This is a genomic window from Thermococcus sp. Bubb.Bath (genome assembly GCF_012027595.1).
GTDB lineage: Archaea > Methanobacteriota_B > Thermococci > Thermococcales > Thermococcaceae > Thermococcus.
Genome location: NZ_SNUR01000001.1, coordinates 682,313 through 698,273 on the forward strand (window position 1 = coordinate 682,313; position 15,961 = coordinate 698,273).

A 15,961-nucleotide genomic window follows, 5' to 3' on the forward strand; every position below is an offset into this window, starting at 1 on the left:
TTTTTCGTTCTTTTTGCTTTTACTCCCAACCGCTATCTCGGTGAATAAAATGCCAGGAATCGACGAGAAGGACATTGAAATGCTCAAAATCCTCCGGAGAGAGGGCCGGATTACCCTAACTGAGCTGGGGAAAAGGGTGAACCTCTCCCCAGCTAGCGTCAAGAACAGGCTTGAGAAGCTCGAAAAGTTAGGGGCGGTAAAAGGGTATTCTGCAGTCGTCGACCCTGCGTTCCTCGGAAACTACGTTAAAATTCTGTTCCTGATAAAGCTCAGAGTGGAGGGAAGGGATATAGACAGAATCCTCCAATCGATAGCAAGCTCCAGTGAAGTGCAGTCATTATACAGAACCAGCGGCAGAACCCAGGCGGTAATAATAGCAGAATTCAAGGACATGGACAGTATGAAGGAGTTTGCTTCGCGGCTGAAACGTTCCCTCGGAACGACCCTGGAGTACATAGAGTGGAGCGTCGTTTATGAAGCCCCAAAGGAGTGCTGGGTGGAGCGTGGCTGACATGGACATAACGCTCGTGATATTCGACCTCGATGGAACACTTGTGGGGGCCCCAAGGCCATTCTCCGAAATAAAGGAGGAGTTGAGGCAGAAACTCCTTGAGAAAGGCTTAAAAGAGAGTGTCATCGGCGACCTGACCCCAATGTACGAGAGCCTGATAAAGATATCCAAAGCCACTGGAATTCCCTTCGAAGAACTCCACTCGATTCAGGTTGAACTCGAGAAGGAAAGGATGGAGGCGAGCTTCCTCTTTGATGGAGTTAGGGAATCCCTCCAGTTCCTCAGAGAGCGGGGCATAAAAGCCGCAGTGGTGACGAGGAGCTCAAGGGATGCGGCACTCCTTGCCCTTGAAAAGAATGGCATTATGGACTATTTTGATTCCATCGTTGCCAGGGAAGACGTTCCTCCTGAGGACCTCAAACCCGAGCCAGGCCAGATAATGAGGGTTCTCCAGGATCTTGGAATCCCGCCTGAAAAGGCGCTTGTGGTTGGTGACCATGGCTACGACATCATAGCGGCTGGGAAGGCAGGGGTACTAAGCGTTATGATCACCTCCCACGAATCCGGCAGGATGAGCTTCTCGGTTGATGCGACCCCAAACTTTGAGATTCCAACCATGAAGGAATTCGTTCCACTTTTAGAACGCCTCCTATCGAGTTACGTTGTCGTTCCCGCGTACAACGAGGAGAAAACCATTTCATCCGTCCTCAAGGATCTGCTTTGCTATTTTAAGCCCGAGGAGATTGTGGTCGTCAACGACGGCTCGCGTGACAGAACGAAGGAGATAGCCCGTTCCTACGGTGTCCACGTTCTCACCCACCTCGTAAATCGGGGCCTCGGTGGAGCCCTTGGAACGGGGCTGAGCTATGCGATCAGAAGGGGGGCTAAGCTCGTTATAACCTTCGACGCCGATGGACAGCACTTGATAAGCGATGCGCTAAGGGTTATGAAGCCCGTGGCGGAGGGGAAGGCCGACTTCGCCGTTGGCTCCAGGCTGAAGGGGGACACGAGCCAGATGCCCTTCGTCAAGAAGTTCGGCAACTTCGTGCTCGACACCATCACTGCGATCTTTGCACACAAATACGTCAGCGACAGCCAAAGCGGGCTGAGGTGTTTCAGCGGCGAATGTGCATCCAAGATAAGGATTACGTGCGACAGGTACGCGGTCTCAAGCGAGATAATAATAGAAGCGGTTAAGAACAAGTGCCGAGTTGTTGAAGTGCCCATAAAGGCCGTTTACACGGAGTACTCAATGAAGAAAGGAACGAACGTTATGGAGGGCATAAAAATAGCCCTGAACCTACTGTTTGACAAGTTGAGGTGATGGGAATGTACGTGGCCCAGTATGTTGCGATAGTTACGATGCTCTACCTGCTCTGGAGGGTTTTCCAAGACTACAAAAGGGGTAAGATAGAGTGGTCAGGAGTAATCTCATGGGGCCTGATATTCAGCGTGTTCATAGTGATAGCGCTGTTCCCGATCAGGATATCAATGGAGATAAAGAAGGTACTCGGCCTCGGCAGGGGGCTGGATGCACTCTTCGTCCTCTCCATAGGCTTGATATTCCTCCTGCTTTTCCAGCTCTACATCAAAATCGACAGGACAGAGAGGGAGATAACCGAACTCACGAGAAAAGTGGCCATCGAACTTGAGGAAATCAACGAGAAGCTCAAAAAGTTGGAAGAAGCAGAAAAACGCTGACTCTAAGAATCGATCCTTAGGATCAAAAGTTTCCTCCAAAGAGCTCCTCCAGGAACAGCCTCACCCTCTCTTTTTTCAGCTTGAACTGCCGGATTTTTACTATCCCTTTCTCTTGGGCCTCTTTTAAGAGTATTTCGGTGGCCTCGTTGGGATACATCTCCTCGTAGACTACCTCCTTTATGCCCGCGTTGAGGACGAGCTTAAAGCAGACGTCGCATGGAAAGTGGGTGACGTAGAGGGTAGCGCCTTCGAGGCTTATACCTTTCCGAGCGGCCATCGCTATGACGTTCTGCTCGGCATGAACAGCCCTATGACAGTGGCCGTCGACTATGAGACAGCCGACGTCGATACAGTGATCCATTCCCCTCGGCGCGCCGTTGTAACCGGTGGCGAGGATATAGCCGTCTTTAACCGCCACAGCACCCACACGAAGGCGTGGGCAGGTCGCTCGAAGGGAAATGAGTTTCGCTATGAGCATGAAGTACTCATCCTTTGTGGGCCGAAGCTTCCTGATTCGCTCTGCCTTTGCTTCATCAAGAACTACCTCAACGGTCATTCAATCATCTCCTACTGGAGTGAACCATGTCCTCCACGCTAGTAACTATGCGGAAGATTCTCTCCTCATAAGAGGGATGTGTGGGGAAAAGAAGGACGTTTTGGTGCCATATCTGCTTTGAGTTCTTCTTCTCTGGCCTCTCGATGGAGGGCTCTATCCCGGGCAGGGTCTCATTTTTAACGCCCTCCCTAAGGTCCTCGTAATATTTAAGCTCCTCCAGGGCGCGCTTCAGACTCAGCGGAACGTTGAGTATGCGAACCGCGAGATCATCAGCCTTAAACTCCCTGTTTTTCAGAAAGCGCGAGCGCTCGAACTCGTAGTAGACGTAGAACATAAACGCCAGAATGGACACCCAGAAACTCCTGCTTAAAATGGTCAGCAGAATGAACATCACGAAGGAGAATACCCTGAGGTACGTGACGATAGGGAAGAAGATTGTGTCCTTGTTCTTTATGTGTCCCAGCTCATGGGCAGCAACTGCGAGTATCTCCTCCTCATCGAGTATCTCAAACAATCCGAGTGAGAGGACAATATTTCTCCCAAAGGAGTATGCATTGGGGATGTAATCGTCTAGGATGTAGACGCGGAACTTCTCAATACCCGCCCTCTCTGCAAGGGCGCGCACGCCCTCCAAGATCTCCCCGGAGGAGGTTTCTTCAAGGGGGATGTACCTCCTGTCGGGTCTAGGGAGACCCAGTAACCCGATGAAAAGAACCGCTCCCATCGTGACGAGGCCAAGCTCCAGTCCCCACTGGCCGGCAACAGCGTACGCAAGACCAAACAGCAGGGCAATGGGAAGCAGCAACATCCATCTCGCCTCAATCCTTCTTTATCTGGGAGAGATAGGCGTAGGTGGCTTCCCTGAAGTTGCTCATGAGCGCGGTCAGTATGCGCCGGACTACTCTCTCCTCGAACTCCTGCTTCGTGGTCGTCACGTGGTAAACGTACCTCATGCCACCCCTGCCGTGATCCATGCTCCTGCTAAGGAGACCCCTCTCACACAGGCGGTTCATGAGTATGCTAACCGTGGAGCGGCGCATGTCCGGGTGTTCGGTCTTCATGTGCTCATAGACTTCTCCAGCGGTCGCCTCTTTGACCTTCCACATGTATTCCATTATCTCCGCCTCAAGCGGGGGAAGGACCGCCTTTATTCCCTCCTCCGTGAGCTTGAACTCGTTTGGCTCCATGAAGGACCCTCCGTATTAATCTCAAATTCCAAACATAAAAAGCTTTCCACTTGGGGTGAAGAGCAAAGCTTATAAAAGCCAACCCAATACCTCATCGGGGGTTGTGGGCCGGTAGCTCAGCCTGGTTAGAGCGCGGGGCTTTTAACCCCGTGGCCGCGGGTTCGAATCCCGCCCGGCCCGCCAGAAAACAAACTTTTGCCAAGCAAAAGTTTGATCAAAGTTCGTGGTTCTTCTTAAAATTGCCCTTCTACAATGATTTTCGTGATACACAGGCTAAAAAGGCATGAATTCCAAAATTCAGCCTACTAAAAAAGAGTTTCTCTCACTTTGACGCCCTACGGGCGTCTATTACAAAGCAAACTCATAGAAAACAAGCCCACTAAAACTGGAATTCAAAATGAGAGAAGAAGCTTCTAAAGAAAATCTCCTAAAAACAGCACTTTTGACAAGAACCACAAGCTTTGATGAAACTTTGCTTGCAAAGTTTCAGCGCCGCTTTCACTATCGTTCAAGCGTCCTTAACGGATGACGGAATGTTTTTGACTGGTTCAACTGGATTGTTTGAAAAGTGAATGTCCGCGAATACTCGCCTTATTCTAGTGGGATTCTCACATTTAATCGACAATTTTCAAAGGGTTTACTCAGAGTACAACGCCCTTCGGGCGTTAAGAGAAAAACAAACCCGTGGTATCCTGCTAATTCTGGAATTCCATGTATTATCTAGCAAATCGCTGACGACATTCAAGATTTCCCAAAAGCTTCAGCGTTATTTTCACTGGCGTTTAAGCATTTTTAACAGAAGAGGATAAATACAATAAAAAACCAATCCTGGCTAATTTTAAAAGACAAGATTTCTTGGGGAGAAATAGAAATATACGAAAGAAAAGATCACTAGAGGTCGCGGAGCTTCCGGACTTTCCCGGCCTTGATGTCCACGTAGCCCTCCTTCTCTAGGAAGCGGAGGAGTTCGTCCATCGACTCCTTAGTTGCATGGACGACAAGGCTTCCCTTCTCTGTTGGTATTTCAAGAGGCATGGCGCGGAGGAACGACTTCTCAAGACCTTCAAGGTCTACTTTCCCTGCCCCAAGCGCGTTTAGGACTTCGCTGGCCAGGATGGCCCGCCCAATCAGGGCGAAGTAGACCTTCAAAACGTAGTCCTCTGGGAAATACTTGCCCGCTATCGAGCCCAGAGAGTTAATGCGCCCTATGTCGAGCTCCAGTATCTCAAACTCATACTCGACCACGAGGTCCGTGAAGACGAACTGCTTAACGGTCTCCGGCAGCTTTTCGGGATCCGTGACAAGCTCAAAGGGGAACTTAAACTGGAAGCGCACACCGGCAACGTCCGCCCCCTCGCGGAGCTTCAGATGTTCGCCCTCGGATTCTATTACGCCACCGCGGAAGAGCTGGTCAACGATGTCCGCCACCCACGGGGCCTCGTTGAGGAGCTCTCCAAAGTCTGCTCCTTCCTTCAGGTGCTCAAGGATGTGATAGAGGCTCTCCTTAAACGAGTTGTATCCCTCCATAAGGGCGGCAGAATCAACTCCATCAAGCGCCTTCAAGATAGTACCTATCTCGTCCAGCGTCCCTTCAACAAAATAGCCCACGAAGGCCTCGTACGATGGCCTGCTTTTCATCTCAAACTTAATCCCCGCACCCTTGAGCTCACGGGTAAGGGCTTCCTTAACCGCGATATTCTTCGTTGTCAACCTCATTCATACCACCGGAGGAGAAACGCTAAAAAGCCTTATAGGGTTTTGGTTTTGGGTGGGAAGATGAGTGAGAAGCAGTATCTCCTCGACAAAACGCTGGAGAGATGGAAAGGGAAGAGAATAGCCGTCGGCATAGGCAGCGACGCGAGTTTCTCAGGGATTCTTGGGGGCTTTGACGAAGAGATACTCCTCTTGAAGGAGGTCACCGACTACGCTGGAAACAGGGCGCGGGAGCTCGTGGTGAAGATAGACGACATTAACTGGATAACCCTCCTGTGAGGTGTTCCTATGAGGGGAGTTGCATTCGTTGGATACAAGAAGAGCGGAAAAACCACGACCGTGGAAGCCGTCGCGAGAATCCTCAAGGAGCGCGGCTACCGCGTGGCGATAGCAAAGAGCATGCACTCCGATTTCGACAGGGAAGGAACGGATACATGGAAGTTCTCAAGAGTGGCTGACTCTGTTCTCGTCCGGGCAAACGACACGGATGCCCTTCTCTTCAAGGCGAAGGATATAAACGCCCTCTTTTCGATGGTTTCTGCGGATTTTCTGCTCATAGAAGGCTTCAAATCAGTCCAGCACGTGCCGAGGGTGGTCTGCGCCAGAAACCCGGGGGAGGTAAAGGAGCTCAACAACGGCCTGGCCATAGCGGTAAGCGGAGTTGTAGCTTCCACGGGGGTAACCGAGATTGAAAGTCTCCCCGTTATCGACGCAACCAAAGAACCCGAAAAGCTGACAGACATCGTAGAAAAGCGAGCTTTTATGCTCCCCAACATAGACTGTGGCCTCTGCGGCTTCAATTGTTCTCAAATGGCAAGGATGATAGTCAGTGGAGAGAAAACGCTCAAGGACTGCGTTGTTCTCAGCCAAAAACCTAAAGTGACAGTGAAAATCGATGGCCAGGTTCTTCCAATGAAGGACTGGGTGCAAGAGCTCGTTGAAAAAACGGTAAAAGGCATGTTATCCGCGATGAAGGGTTACCGCGGGGGAAGAAAAATCGAGATAGTCATTAGGGATGAATAAGCCACTATTTAACACTTAAAGTAGTCAATCAAGTGCATCTCCCTGCAATCTTCTTTCCAAACGTAAATATCAGTGGAGAGATTAAAAGGTACACCCGAAGGGAGTACTGAAATATGTAATGGATTTTTCGAAAAGATTTCAGAGAAAAAAGGCGAATACGCACACATTTATTGTTTACAGGGCCGTAAAAGTTTACAACCGTAAAGTATATAACGGAGCACAGAGATATAGATGTTCTGAGATGCACTTTGAAATATTTGAATGAACATAAATGATGAATGAGGTGAAAAAATGAAGATGAAGGCCATTAGTATCGTGGCCATTTTGGTGTTTGCCCTTGTGGCCAGCGGTTGCATTGGTGGAGGTACAACATCCAGTTCTTCAACCACTGGAAGCCAGAGCCAGACCGGCTCCTCAAAGTACACTGGGGAGATAACCATCTACACCGGCGGAACCAGCGGTGTGTACTACCCACTTGGGTCAAAATACGCCCAGCTCCTCAATGATGCGGGCATAAACGCAAAGGCCGTCACCAGCGGTGCCAGCGTGTCAAACGCCCAGGCAATCGGAAACGGAAACGCTCAGGCTGCCATTATGCAGAACGATGTGGCATACTACGCTTACAACGGACTTTATATGTTCAACGGGAAGCCCATAAAGAAGCTTCGCGGTGTGGCCGCCCTCTATCCTGAGACCGTTCAGTTCGTCGTCAAGGCTGACAGTGAGATAAAAAGCCTCCAGGACCTCAATGGCAAGAAGGTCGCCATAGGTGCCCCAGGAAGCGGTACCGCAGTTGCCGCAGAGCAGATCCTCAAGGCAGCCGGTGTCTGGGACAGCATCCAGAAGGTCAACCAGAAGTTCAGCCAGGCCGCCCAGGCCCTCAAACTGGGCCAAATCGATGCGGCCGTTATAGTCTCCGGAGCCCCAACCCCGGCCATTACGGAAATAGCCGTTAACACCCCCGTCAGAGTTCTCCCAATATCCGACGATATACTCAACAAGCTCAAGAACGAGGGCTACATCTTCTACGTGAGGCAGAACCTCTCGAAGGACACCTACAACGGTATGACCGAGGACACCCCAACGGTTGCCGTTAAGGCCATTCTGGTCGTAAGCGCCGACCTCCCAGACAGCGTGGTATACGATATGACGAAGGTTCTCTTCGACAACGTCGATGCCCTCCGCGCTGTCCACGCCAAAGCCAAGTACATCAGCCTCCAGACGGCTCTGGACGGTATGAGCATACCCCTCCACCCAGGCGCAGCCAAGTACTACGAAGAGAAGGGCATGACCATACCCGACAAGATCAAGCCACCCAGCGGGTGAAGCTTTTGAAAAAGGCCCTTCTTTTCTTTTTAATTGCCATTCTGGCGGTTATGATTTTTCCGGTTAACGTCCTTTCGATTCACGATGACAATACTTCGTACGTTACAAGACTGGGCACAGTGGAGCTTACCATCGAATACAATCACAGCGTTGAGCACAGCGAGGTGATAGAGGTGCTGACGGTCAACTCAAGCGGGATGTACGTTAAAAAAATGCTCTGGAGCGACTTCGGGGCAGGCCTGCCAGAGGACATCCAGGGAATGGAGGACGGAATGTACTACAAGAACGTTGATCAGTACATCGGAAAAAGCCTAGACTACTGGTTTATTCCCTTCAACAGGGCCAAAGTTATAGTGAACGGAAAGCTCGTGGTCGCCCCAAAGCACGCCGAACTCGTGAGGTTTAGAATCAGAAGATGTCCCCTCATAATGGTCCTCTTAAGGAGGTGTTGATAATGGCGGAAGAACTGGATAAGGCTGACATAGAAAAGGTCGAGGAGATAATAGAGAGAACGCGTAAGCTGCCGTCGGGACTCGAAAAGATAGTTACAACCGCTGCCATCCTAATCGGCCTGTACGAAATACTGTTCATATTCAACTTCAACGGCACACTATACACGATGTTCTCAAAGATGGGCATCAAAATCTCGGCCCTCCTGTACACTTTCCAGACTCAGCAGGGTGAAGCGTTCGTCCTCGCCATGATACTCCTGATAGCGTTCCTTCTGTACCCGATAAAGAGAACGAGGAAGCACCTCGATAAGGTGGAATGGCACGACTGGGTCTTCATAGCCCTCTCGTTGATAGCCATGTTCTACCTGTTCTTCAGGTATCCGAGCTACGCTCAGTATGCTATGACCTACGACAAAGACATATTCTTTGCCCTGCTGTCGATATTCGTCGTTCTCGAGGCAACGAGGAGGGTTATAGGTTGGGTGCTGCCGGCCGTTGTCCTCGTGTTCCTCGGGTATGCCATATACAACATACACTTTAACTGGCTGGTGTTCACGGAGCACATGTACCTTGCCAGCGAGGGACTGTTCGCCACACCCCTGTACGTCATGACGATCTACGTGTTCGCGTTCATCTTCTTCGGGGCGTTCCTCCTGAAGATAGGCATCAGCGATTACATAACAGAGTTTATGATAACGGTGTTCGGCACGAGGCCGGGCGGGCCCGCCAAGTCCGCCGTTATAGCGAGCGCCCTCATGGGAACCGTAAGCGGCTCCAGCGTCGCCAACGTTCTGACAACGGGAACCTTCACGATCCCTCTAATGAAAAAGGCAGGGTACCCCCCAGAGATAGCCGGTGCCATAGAGCCGGTCTCATCCACAGGTGGACAGCTGATGCCCCCGATCATGGGTGCCGCGGCGTTCATAATGGCAGAGTTCCTGGGGATTCCATATAACAAGATAATAATAGCCGCTATCCTACCCGCCATCGTTTACTACTCCGGAGTTTACCTATTCATAGACAGGGAGACCAAGAGACTTGGACTCAAAGGAATGCCCCGCGAGCACTTCAAGGATCTTAAGTACTTCTTGAGAAAGAGCTACATCCTCCTGCCAATACTCGTCATCACTGTTGCGTTGATATGGGGAATCCCTGCCCACATATCGGCAATTTCCTCACTGGGCGTTGCCATATGGGTGGCGTGGATTTCCAAAGACGACATCCCAGGAAACGAGGCATTATACGTGGCAATCACCTTAATCTCAACGTTTCTGATGTTCCAAAGCAAGAGCACGGCAATAATAAGTGCCGACCTGCTGGTGCTGATGTCGATCGTCCTCATCGGTCTCGCGGCGGCAAGGAAGCTGGTGTACTTCAACGAAAAGCTCCACATCAGCCTTCTCTTCATGCTCTTCGTGGCGTTTGCCCAGTACATTGGGATGAACAGGGAGAACATACTCCTCCTAACCGGAATCCTCGGCATCGTCTTCTCCCTCATAGTTGGCTATGTCTCCAAGACGAGGGATGGAAAGGTGATGTACGCGGCAACGTACGAGTCGATGATAGAGGCAGGAAAAACCAGCACGGCGGTTATGCTGGCAGCCGCAAGCGCTGGCCTCATCCAGGGTTCCCTGACTATAACGGGCTTGGCTTCATCCTTAGGTTACAAAATGGCGTCGTTCACTTCCGGAAACCTCTGGCTCCTGCTCGTCATCACAATGATATTCAGCCTCATCCTTGGAATGGGAGTGCCAACGACGGCCAACTATATTATAACCTCGCTCGTCATGGCTCCAGCAATATACACGGCGGTCTCAAACTTAGCACCCTATGACCAGCCAGTTCCTGGCTTCGGAACGGCGATAGCACTCCTCTCAGCCCACTTCTTCGTATTCTACTTTGGAATCCTAGCCGACATAACCCCGCCCGTTGCACTGGCAAGCTACGCGGGTTCAGCGTTAGCCGGTGGAGACTTCTGGAAGACGGCAATGAACGCGGTTAGGTACGCAATAGCAGGATACATTGGCCCCTACATCTACTTCACCCATCCAGAGATGTTCATCATAACAGTAAAGCACTGGACGCTCATGACAACCGTCCAGGTGATATACGACCTGGGAGCAACGTTGCTCGTGATGTACATGCTGGCCATAGCTCTGACCGGCTGGTTCGGAAAACACCTCAGAAAGGAAGTCAGGGGAATCACAGGAATAATAGGGCTTCTCTCAGCCACGCTGAGCCCGATTATAGTGGGGGCGGGCGTGGTAACCGTTATTGGGCTCAAGCTGTTCGAAGAAAAGCTGGGCAGCTAAAGACCGCACCTTTCCATTCTTCATTCTTTTGTTTATGCTCGTTATTTAGCTGTCAACTGGAATTACCTTTTGTTGGCTGAATGACAGATCTCCGTCCATTAACCTTATAAACAATTGTCATCTTGATGAAAGAGCGGTGATATCATGAAGTGGACGGTAAGACTCCACGGTGGGGAGAACCACGGAAAGGAGATAGTTTTCGAGGCGGAAGACGCTGACCACGCCAGGAGGATTGCCGTAAGGGAACTCAAAGACAACAACGCGATGATCTTCGAGCTTGAAAAACTCGACTGATTTTTCTTCCATTCTTCTGAACACTTATATTTCAATGCTCATATGGATTCATTTTACTGCCAGAAATCAACAGGATTTTCGTTCATTGATGCACATTAAATATCAGTAAAGCTTTTAAAAGCTACGTGGAGTATCTCACTCAGAGTGATACATTGGAGGTGGTCCCATGCTCGCTAGAATAGTATACTATCACAAGAGAAGCATACCCGATGAGGTTATACTCGTCACGAACGACCCGAAGAAGGCGGAGTCCATCGCACAGGAGAAGATGAGAGAGTTCAACGCCGTCGCGTACGAGGTCGAATGGGTTGCATGACGCTCCTCCCCTCCTTGATAAAATCAGAAGGGGGGTACATCCCCCTACACATATTTTGTCCATGAGTTTTTGATATCACATCTTGTTGAGCCAGTGGTCCTTTAGTTCAACCGTTGCTTCCTTCTCGAACTCCCCGCGCTGCTTTCTCTCGGCCTCAATCTTCGGCATAAGAAGGTACACAGCCCCTGCAAAAGAGGCCAGCGCCAGCAGGATAACGGCTGAGGAAATATAACAGGCACAGGCGGTTAAGTAGTGATCCAAGAGGGCATGGCCCAGGTACGAATAGGAAGCCACAAGAACTCCTTCAATCCTCTTTCCGTACCGGAAGAGGAGTATACCCCCTACGAGGCTCACGGTAAAGACCGGATGAATCAACCTCGAGAGGAAGAGGTTGACAAGCCCGAACAGCGAATAGCTATTCCTAGCAACGTAAAAAAGAGCCTCGGTTATCCCGAAGGTGAAGCCCGAAACAAAGGCGAGTGACAGCTTTGTGTCAACCCACTTAGCCTCGTTTTTTGCTATGAGTATGCCCAAAGCCGCCACAATGAGCTTCATGGTCTCCTCAATGGCGGCTATTTTAAGGCCCCGAGCTATGCTTATCACCCTCGAAGCAGGCCTGCCTACGGGCGCAATGGCGAACTCCAGTATTGTTACCACGGCCATAGTGGTCGCAATGCCTAGGAACACGACGATTCCAATTGAAATCCCCGATGGAAACTTTGGTCTGACCTTCATCAAAAACCAGAGGACGACGAGAGTTGTTACGTATGCGTAAATTATAATAAGAATTGCAACATCTACCTGCATCGTATCACCAAGAAGAAGTAGAAATGTTTTCTTTAAAAATATTCTGACATCAAAGAGCTTCCCATGGATAATGGAACAAAAGAAGGAGATATTAACTTTCGCCCTCTATCTCTATGACCTTGACATAAACTGGCATGCTTCCAAGCTCGGAGACCATACTCTGGGCGGCCCCCCTCGAACGGGCCAGCATGACGAAGGCAACGTCTCCCCTGTATCTCGCTTCGGTGAAGCTTATCACATCTCCCCTAGCGATTCCAAGGCCAATAGTCTTTCTAACCTCGTCTTCATACTTCGAAACGAGTTTCTCCGGGATACTCAAAAGGACACCGTAGATCATGATGTCCACCCCCTCTTACTGACTCTAAAGAAAAAGACAGAAAAGAACTAAAAGATTTTGGGATACTGGTCTTATCAAATTTAAGGTACTTCACCCGCGTGATTGCTTGAACTGCTCCTGCATCTTCCTGTAGTACTCCATGGTCTCCTTGCCCACGCTCGGGCCTATCTTCTTGAGGGCCTCCTCAAAGTCCTTCATTGTTACCTTGACTTTCTCCCTGACTTCACTGGCCTTCATGCCGGGCCTGATGATGCCCTCCTGCAGGGCCCTCCTCATGGCGAGCATCGCCGCCTCTCTAACCGCCGCCGCTATGTCTGCACCGGTGTAACCTTCCGTCCTCTTCGCCAGCTCTTCAAGTTTAACGTCCTTGGCGAGTGGGACTCCCTTAGTGTGAACCTTGAATATCTCCAATCTGGCCTTCTCATCTGGAGCCGGAACCAGTATCAACCTGTCAAACCTTCCAGGCCTAAGGAGGGCTGGATCAATAATGTCAGGCCTGTTGGTCGCACCAATAACGACCACGCCGCTGTTCTCCTGGATTCCATCCATCTCAGTGAGCAGCTGATTGATGAGCCTGTCCGTGACGTGGTTAGTATCAGTTCCCCTTCTTGGGGCGATGGCGTCTATCTCGTCAATGAATATCACCGTCGGGGCCGCCTGCCTCGCCTTCCTGAATATCTCTCTGATGTTCTTCTCGCTCTCACCGACCCACTTGCTGAGCACTTCTGGTCCCTTGATGGCTATGAAGTTGGCCTCGCTCTCGTTGGCCACGGCCTTCGCTAGGAGAGTCTTACCGGTTCCAGGGGGACCGTAGAGGAGTATTCCCTTCGGTGGCGTTATGCCGAGACCCATGAAGGCCTCCGGGTACTTGAGCGGCCACTCGACTGCCTCTCTGAGCTCCTGCTTGACGTCCTCAAGTCCACCAACGTCGTCCCAGCGTACGTTCGGGACTTCAAGGAGTACCTCCCTGAGTGCCGATGGCTCAACCATCTTGAGGGCCTCGTAAAAGTCTCTCCTGGTGACCTTGAGCTCCTCAAGGACCTCTTTGGGTATGTGCTCGACCTCGAAGTCGATCTTGCCCTCGCTGATGAGCCTCCTCAGTGCGGCCATTGCTGCTTCCCTGGCGAGCGCAGCGAGGTCTGCACCGACGAAACCATGTGTGGCATCAGCGAGCTCCTCAAGGAGGCCATCGATGAGCTTGGCCCTGACCTCATCGTAGAGCCTCTCGTCGATTTCTCTGAGGATTCCAGGTATCTCCGCCTCACTTGCCTTCTTAACCTTCAGGAGCGCCTTCTCCACGGCGTCCCTGTACGCGTCGTTCTGCTCAAGCTCCTCCAGGATCTTTATGACCGCATCCTTCCTGAATTCAGGCTCAATTGGCATTCCTCTGGTGTGTATTTGGAGGATTTCCTTTCTTCCCTGCTTGTCTGGAACGCCGACCTCAATCTCCCTGTCAAACCTCCCCGGCCTCCTCAAAGCCGGATCGAGAGCATCCGGCCTGTTGGTCGCACCGATGACTATGACCTTTCCGCGGCTCTTGAGGCCGTCCATCAGGGTGAGCAGCTGGCTGACAACCCTCTTCTCGACCTCACCGTGGGTCTCCTCCCTCTTCGGTGCAATGCTGTCTATCTCATCGATGAAGATTATCGCCGGTGCGTTCTCTTCAGCCTCCTTGAAGACCTCTCTAAGCCTCTCCTCGCTCTCGCCGTAGTACTTGCTCATTATCTCTGGACCGTTGATTGCTATGAAGTGAGCGTTGGCCTCGTTGGCGACCGCCTTGGCCAGCAGAGTCTTACCAGTTCCAGGCGGACCGTACAGGAGCACACCCTTCGGCGGCTCAATGCCGAGCTTCTCGAAGAGCTCGGGGTGCTTGAGTGGGAGCTCTATCATCTCACGAACCTTCTGGACTACGTCCTTTAGACCGCCGATGTCCTCATAAGTGACCCCAAGTGCGGCGGCTTTGCTGACCTCCTTAACGGGCTTCTCGCTGATCTGGAATTCAGTGAACTCAGTTATCTGGACGATTCCCGCTGGAGTAGTCGCGGTAACTACGAAGGTCAGCTCCTGACCCAGGATGCCTATTTTGATGTAATCGCCCCTGACTACAGGCCTGCCAACGAGCCTGCTGTGCAGCCACTCAACGAAGTCGCCTCCAAACCTTATCGGCTCAGTTGGAGCGACGATGACCTTCCTGGCCTCCTTAACTTCGGCCTTCCTGAGGGTGACCTCGTCTCCAAGGCCGACCCCAGCGTTCTTTCTGATGGTTCCGTCCATTCTGATTACTTCAAGTCCTTCGTCCTCCGGGTAAGCCGGCCAGACTACAGCCGCTGTGTTCTTGGTACCGATTATCTCGACTATGTCACCTGACTGAACGCCAAGCTCACGCATAGCCCTTCTGTCAATCCTCACTATGCCCCTACCAACATCCCTCTGGTGAGCAGGAGCAACCTTAAGCTTAACCTCCTTTCTCTCGGTCATATCACATCACCTCTCAATTTTTGGTTACCGTTTGTTACTAAAGGATGAACCCTTTATAAACTTTTCGATTTTTCCAAACTGAGGTTACTAAAAGATGGCAGCCCTCAAGATAATAGATACCCAAAACATAGCACATAAGAGAACTCAACACAAAACGATAAAATAAACATCAAAAATTGTCAAAAACTCAAATCAATTCACTCGATCTTAACCTCAAAGCCTCCTTTTTCCTCAGGTTTGGTGGGCTTCTTCTTTGGAACCTCTATCTCAAGGACGCCGTTGTTGTAGCGGGCCTTGGCCTTCTCCGGGATAACCTCCTCTGGGAGCTGGATTACCCTCCTGTAGCCGCTGTAGTAGCGCTCGATCCTTATAGCCCCCTCCTGCTCGAGCTCTTTCTCACGCCTCACCTGAGCCTCAATGTAGACCGTGTCCTCCGTAACCCTGAGCTTTATGTCCTCCTTTCTGACACCTGGGAGCTCGACGGTGATGACGAACCTGTCGCCCCTGTCGAATATGTCGGCGAAGGGCTCCCTCCAGGTCTCGCTCATTTCCATGGTTCTCTCGCCAGGCTCACGGTAGCTCCAGAGCCTCGGACCGTGCATGAAGTCCCTAAATATGGAGTCAATTTCCTCCTGTATCTCCCTCATTATGTCGAACGGGTCCCAGTAGCGGTCCCTCCTCCAGACCATGGCTCTCACCCCCCTGTTCTTTTCTCACCATTAGTAACTAAAAGAGAAGAGTTTAAAAATTTTTCGCATGAGATTTATGGGAGTAAGGGACAGAGACACGGAAAATCACGCTGAACAGACCATGCATACAACCTCAAAAGGAAGGGGAGAACACAAGAAGCAAGGGGGTAAAGGGTGCTTGACGCACCACCTCCGTCCAGTTGTTTGAAAACCCTCCTGCGGCCGCTGGACGGCGGGCATCACTGCCGCGGCCCGCAAC

18 protein-coding genes and 1 tRNA gene are annotated in these 15,961 nt (G+C 51.1%); 11 read left to right on the forward strand and 8 right to left on the reverse strand.

The features are described from left to right. The first annotated feature begins 49 nt into the window (after positions 1 to 49). Genes E3E29_RS03870 through E3E29_RS03880 form a run of 3 tightly spaced genes read left to right on the forward strand, consistent with a single transcriptional unit; the run spans position 50 to position 2,212 of the window. On the forward strand, positions 50 to 511 hold the full coding sequence (locus E3E29_RS03870; protein WP_167909538.1) for an Lrp/AsnC family transcriptional regulator: 462 nt from the start codon (positions 50 to 52) through the stop codon (positions 509 to 511). 1 nt (position 512) lies between these two features. After that, positions 513 to 1,835, forward strand: coding sequence for an HAD hydrolase-like protein (locus tag E3E29_RS03875; RefSeq protein WP_167909891.1), 1,323 nt, complete (start codon positions 513 to 515; stop codon positions 1,833 to 1,835). Positions 1,836 to 1,840: 5 nt separating this feature from the next. Further along, positions 1,841 to 2,212: a DUF2304 domain-containing protein gene (locus tag E3E29_RS03880; RefSeq protein ID WP_167909892.1), complete on the forward strand. Its 372-nt coding sequence runs from the start codon at positions 1,841 to 1,843 to the stop codon at positions 2,210 to 2,212. Positions 2,213 to 2,234: 22 nt separating this feature from the next. Here the strand turns inward: E3E29_RS03880 and E3E29_RS03885 are convergent, their stop codons facing one another. Genes E3E29_RS03885 through E3E29_RS03895 form a run of 3 tightly spaced genes read right to left on the reverse strand, consistent with a single transcriptional unit; the run spans position 2,235 to position 3,955 of the window. Continuing rightward, the gene (locus tag E3E29_RS03885) at positions 2,235 to 2,768 is read right to left on the reverse strand and encodes a cytidine/deoxycytidylate deaminase family protein (RefSeq protein WP_167909539.1); all 534 of its coding nucleotides are present in this window, start codon (positions 2,766 to 2,768) and stop codon (positions 2,235 to 2,237) included. Between the two features lie 4 nt (positions 2,769 to 2,772). After that, complete coding sequence (locus E3E29_RS03890; RefSeq protein ID WP_167909540.1) at positions 2,773 to 3,576, reverse strand: M48 family metallopeptidase; 804 nt, start codon at positions 3,574 to 3,576, stop codon at positions 2,773 to 2,775. 10 nt (positions 3,577 to 3,586) lie between these two features. Beyond that, entirely contained in the window at positions 3,587 to 3,955 is a 369-nt protein-coding gene (locus tag E3E29_RS03895; protein ID WP_167909541.1) for a BlaI/MecI/CopY family transcriptional regulator, read from the reverse strand. 105 nt (positions 3,956 to 4,060) lie between these two features. Here E3E29_RS03895 and E3E29_RS03900 point away from each other — a divergent pair. Then, positions 4,061 to 4,138, forward strand: a tRNA-Lys gene (locus tag E3E29_RS03900). Between the two features lie 708 nt (positions 4,139 to 4,846). On the opposite strand, the gene E3E29_RS03905 is transcribed toward E3E29_RS03900, so the two are convergent. Further along, on the reverse strand, positions 4,847 to 5,671 hold the full coding sequence (locus tag E3E29_RS03905) for a hypothetical protein (protein WP_167909542.1): 825 nt from the start codon (positions 5,669 to 5,671) through the stop codon (positions 4,847 to 4,849). Between the two features lie 60 nt (positions 5,672 to 5,731). On the opposite strand from E3E29_RS03905, the gene E3E29_RS03910 reads away from it, so the two are divergent. The 7 genes from E3E29_RS03910 (at position 5,732) to E3E29_RS03940 (ending at position 11,391) form a co-directional block, all read left to right on the forward strand. Then, positions 5,732 to 5,947, forward strand: coding sequence for an LSm family protein (locus E3E29_RS03910; RefSeq protein ID WP_167909543.1), 216 nt, complete (start codon positions 5,732 to 5,734; stop codon positions 5,945 to 5,947). Positions 5,948 to 5,956: 9 nt separating this feature from the next. Beyond that, positions 5,957 to 6,691 carry a molybdopterin-guanine dinucleotide biosynthesis protein B gene (mobB, locus tag E3E29_RS03915; protein ID WP_167909544.1) on the forward strand — a complete coding sequence of 245 codons (735 nt, stop codon included), beginning with the start codon at positions 5,957 to 5,959 and terminating at the stop codon, positions 6,689 to 6,691. A 291-nt stretch (positions 6,692 to 6,982) separates the two neighbouring features. Next, positions 6,983 to 8,017 (forward strand): TAXI family TRAP transporter solute-binding subunit, encoded by a 1,035-nt coding sequence (locus E3E29_RS03920; RefSeq protein WP_167909545.1) that lies wholly within the window; start codon positions 6,983 to 6,985, stop codon positions 8,015 to 8,017. Further along, the gene (locus E3E29_RS03925) at positions 8,014 to 8,469 is read left to right on the forward strand and encodes a DUF1850 domain-containing protein (RefSeq protein WP_342764659.1); all 456 of its coding nucleotides are present in this window, start codon (positions 8,014 to 8,016) and stop codon (positions 8,467 to 8,469) included. Before E3E29_RS03920 ends, E3E29_RS03925 begins: the two co-directional genes overlap by 4 nt. 2 nt (positions 8,470 to 8,471) lie before the next feature. After that, positions 8,472 to 10,781 carry a TRAP transporter fused permease subunit gene (locus tag E3E29_RS03930; RefSeq protein WP_167909547.1) on the forward strand — a complete coding sequence of 770 codons (2,310 nt, stop codon included), beginning with the start codon at positions 8,472 to 8,474 and terminating at the stop codon, positions 10,779 to 10,781. 144 nt (positions 10,782 to 10,925) lie between these two features. Continuing rightward, positions 10,926 to 11,075 carry a hypothetical protein gene (locus E3E29_RS03935; RefSeq protein ID WP_167909548.1) on the forward strand — a complete coding sequence of 50 codons (150 nt, stop codon included), beginning with the start codon at positions 10,926 to 10,928 and terminating at the stop codon, positions 11,073 to 11,075. Positions 11,076 to 11,241: 166 nt separating this feature from the next. Next, positions 11,242 to 11,391: a hypothetical protein gene (locus E3E29_RS03940; protein WP_167909549.1), complete on the forward strand. Its 150-nt coding sequence runs from the start codon at positions 11,242 to 11,244 to the stop codon at positions 11,389 to 11,391. Positions 11,392 to 11,466: 75 nt separating this feature from the next. Here E3E29_RS03940 and E3E29_RS03945 read toward each other — a convergent pair whose 3' ends face one another. The 4 genes from E3E29_RS03945 to E3E29_RS03960 form a co-directional block, all read right to left on the reverse strand. Next, positions 11,467 to 12,198: a hypothetical protein gene (locus E3E29_RS03945; RefSeq protein WP_167909550.1), complete on the reverse strand. Its 732-nt coding sequence runs from the start codon at positions 12,196 to 12,198 to the stop codon at positions 11,467 to 11,469. A gap of 91 nt (positions 12,199 to 12,289) precedes the next feature. After that, positions 12,290 to 12,535 (reverse strand): hypothetical protein, encoded by a 246-nt coding sequence (locus E3E29_RS03950; RefSeq protein WP_167909893.1) that lies wholly within the window; start codon positions 12,533 to 12,535, stop codon positions 12,290 to 12,292. Positions 12,536 to 12,625: 90 nt separating this feature from the next. Continuing rightward, positions 12,626 to 15,013, reverse strand: coding sequence for a CDC48 family AAA ATPase (locus tag E3E29_RS03955; protein ID WP_167909551.1), 2,388 nt, complete (start codon positions 15,011 to 15,013; stop codon positions 12,626 to 12,628). A 197-nt stretch (positions 15,014 to 15,210) separates the two neighbouring features. Further along, positions 15,211 to 15,702, reverse strand: a complete 492-nt coding sequence (locus E3E29_RS03960) for an Hsp20/alpha crystallin family protein (protein ID WP_167909552.1) — start codon at positions 15,700 to 15,702, stop codon at positions 15,211 to 15,213. Positions 15,703 to 15,961: the final 259 nt, after the last annotated feature.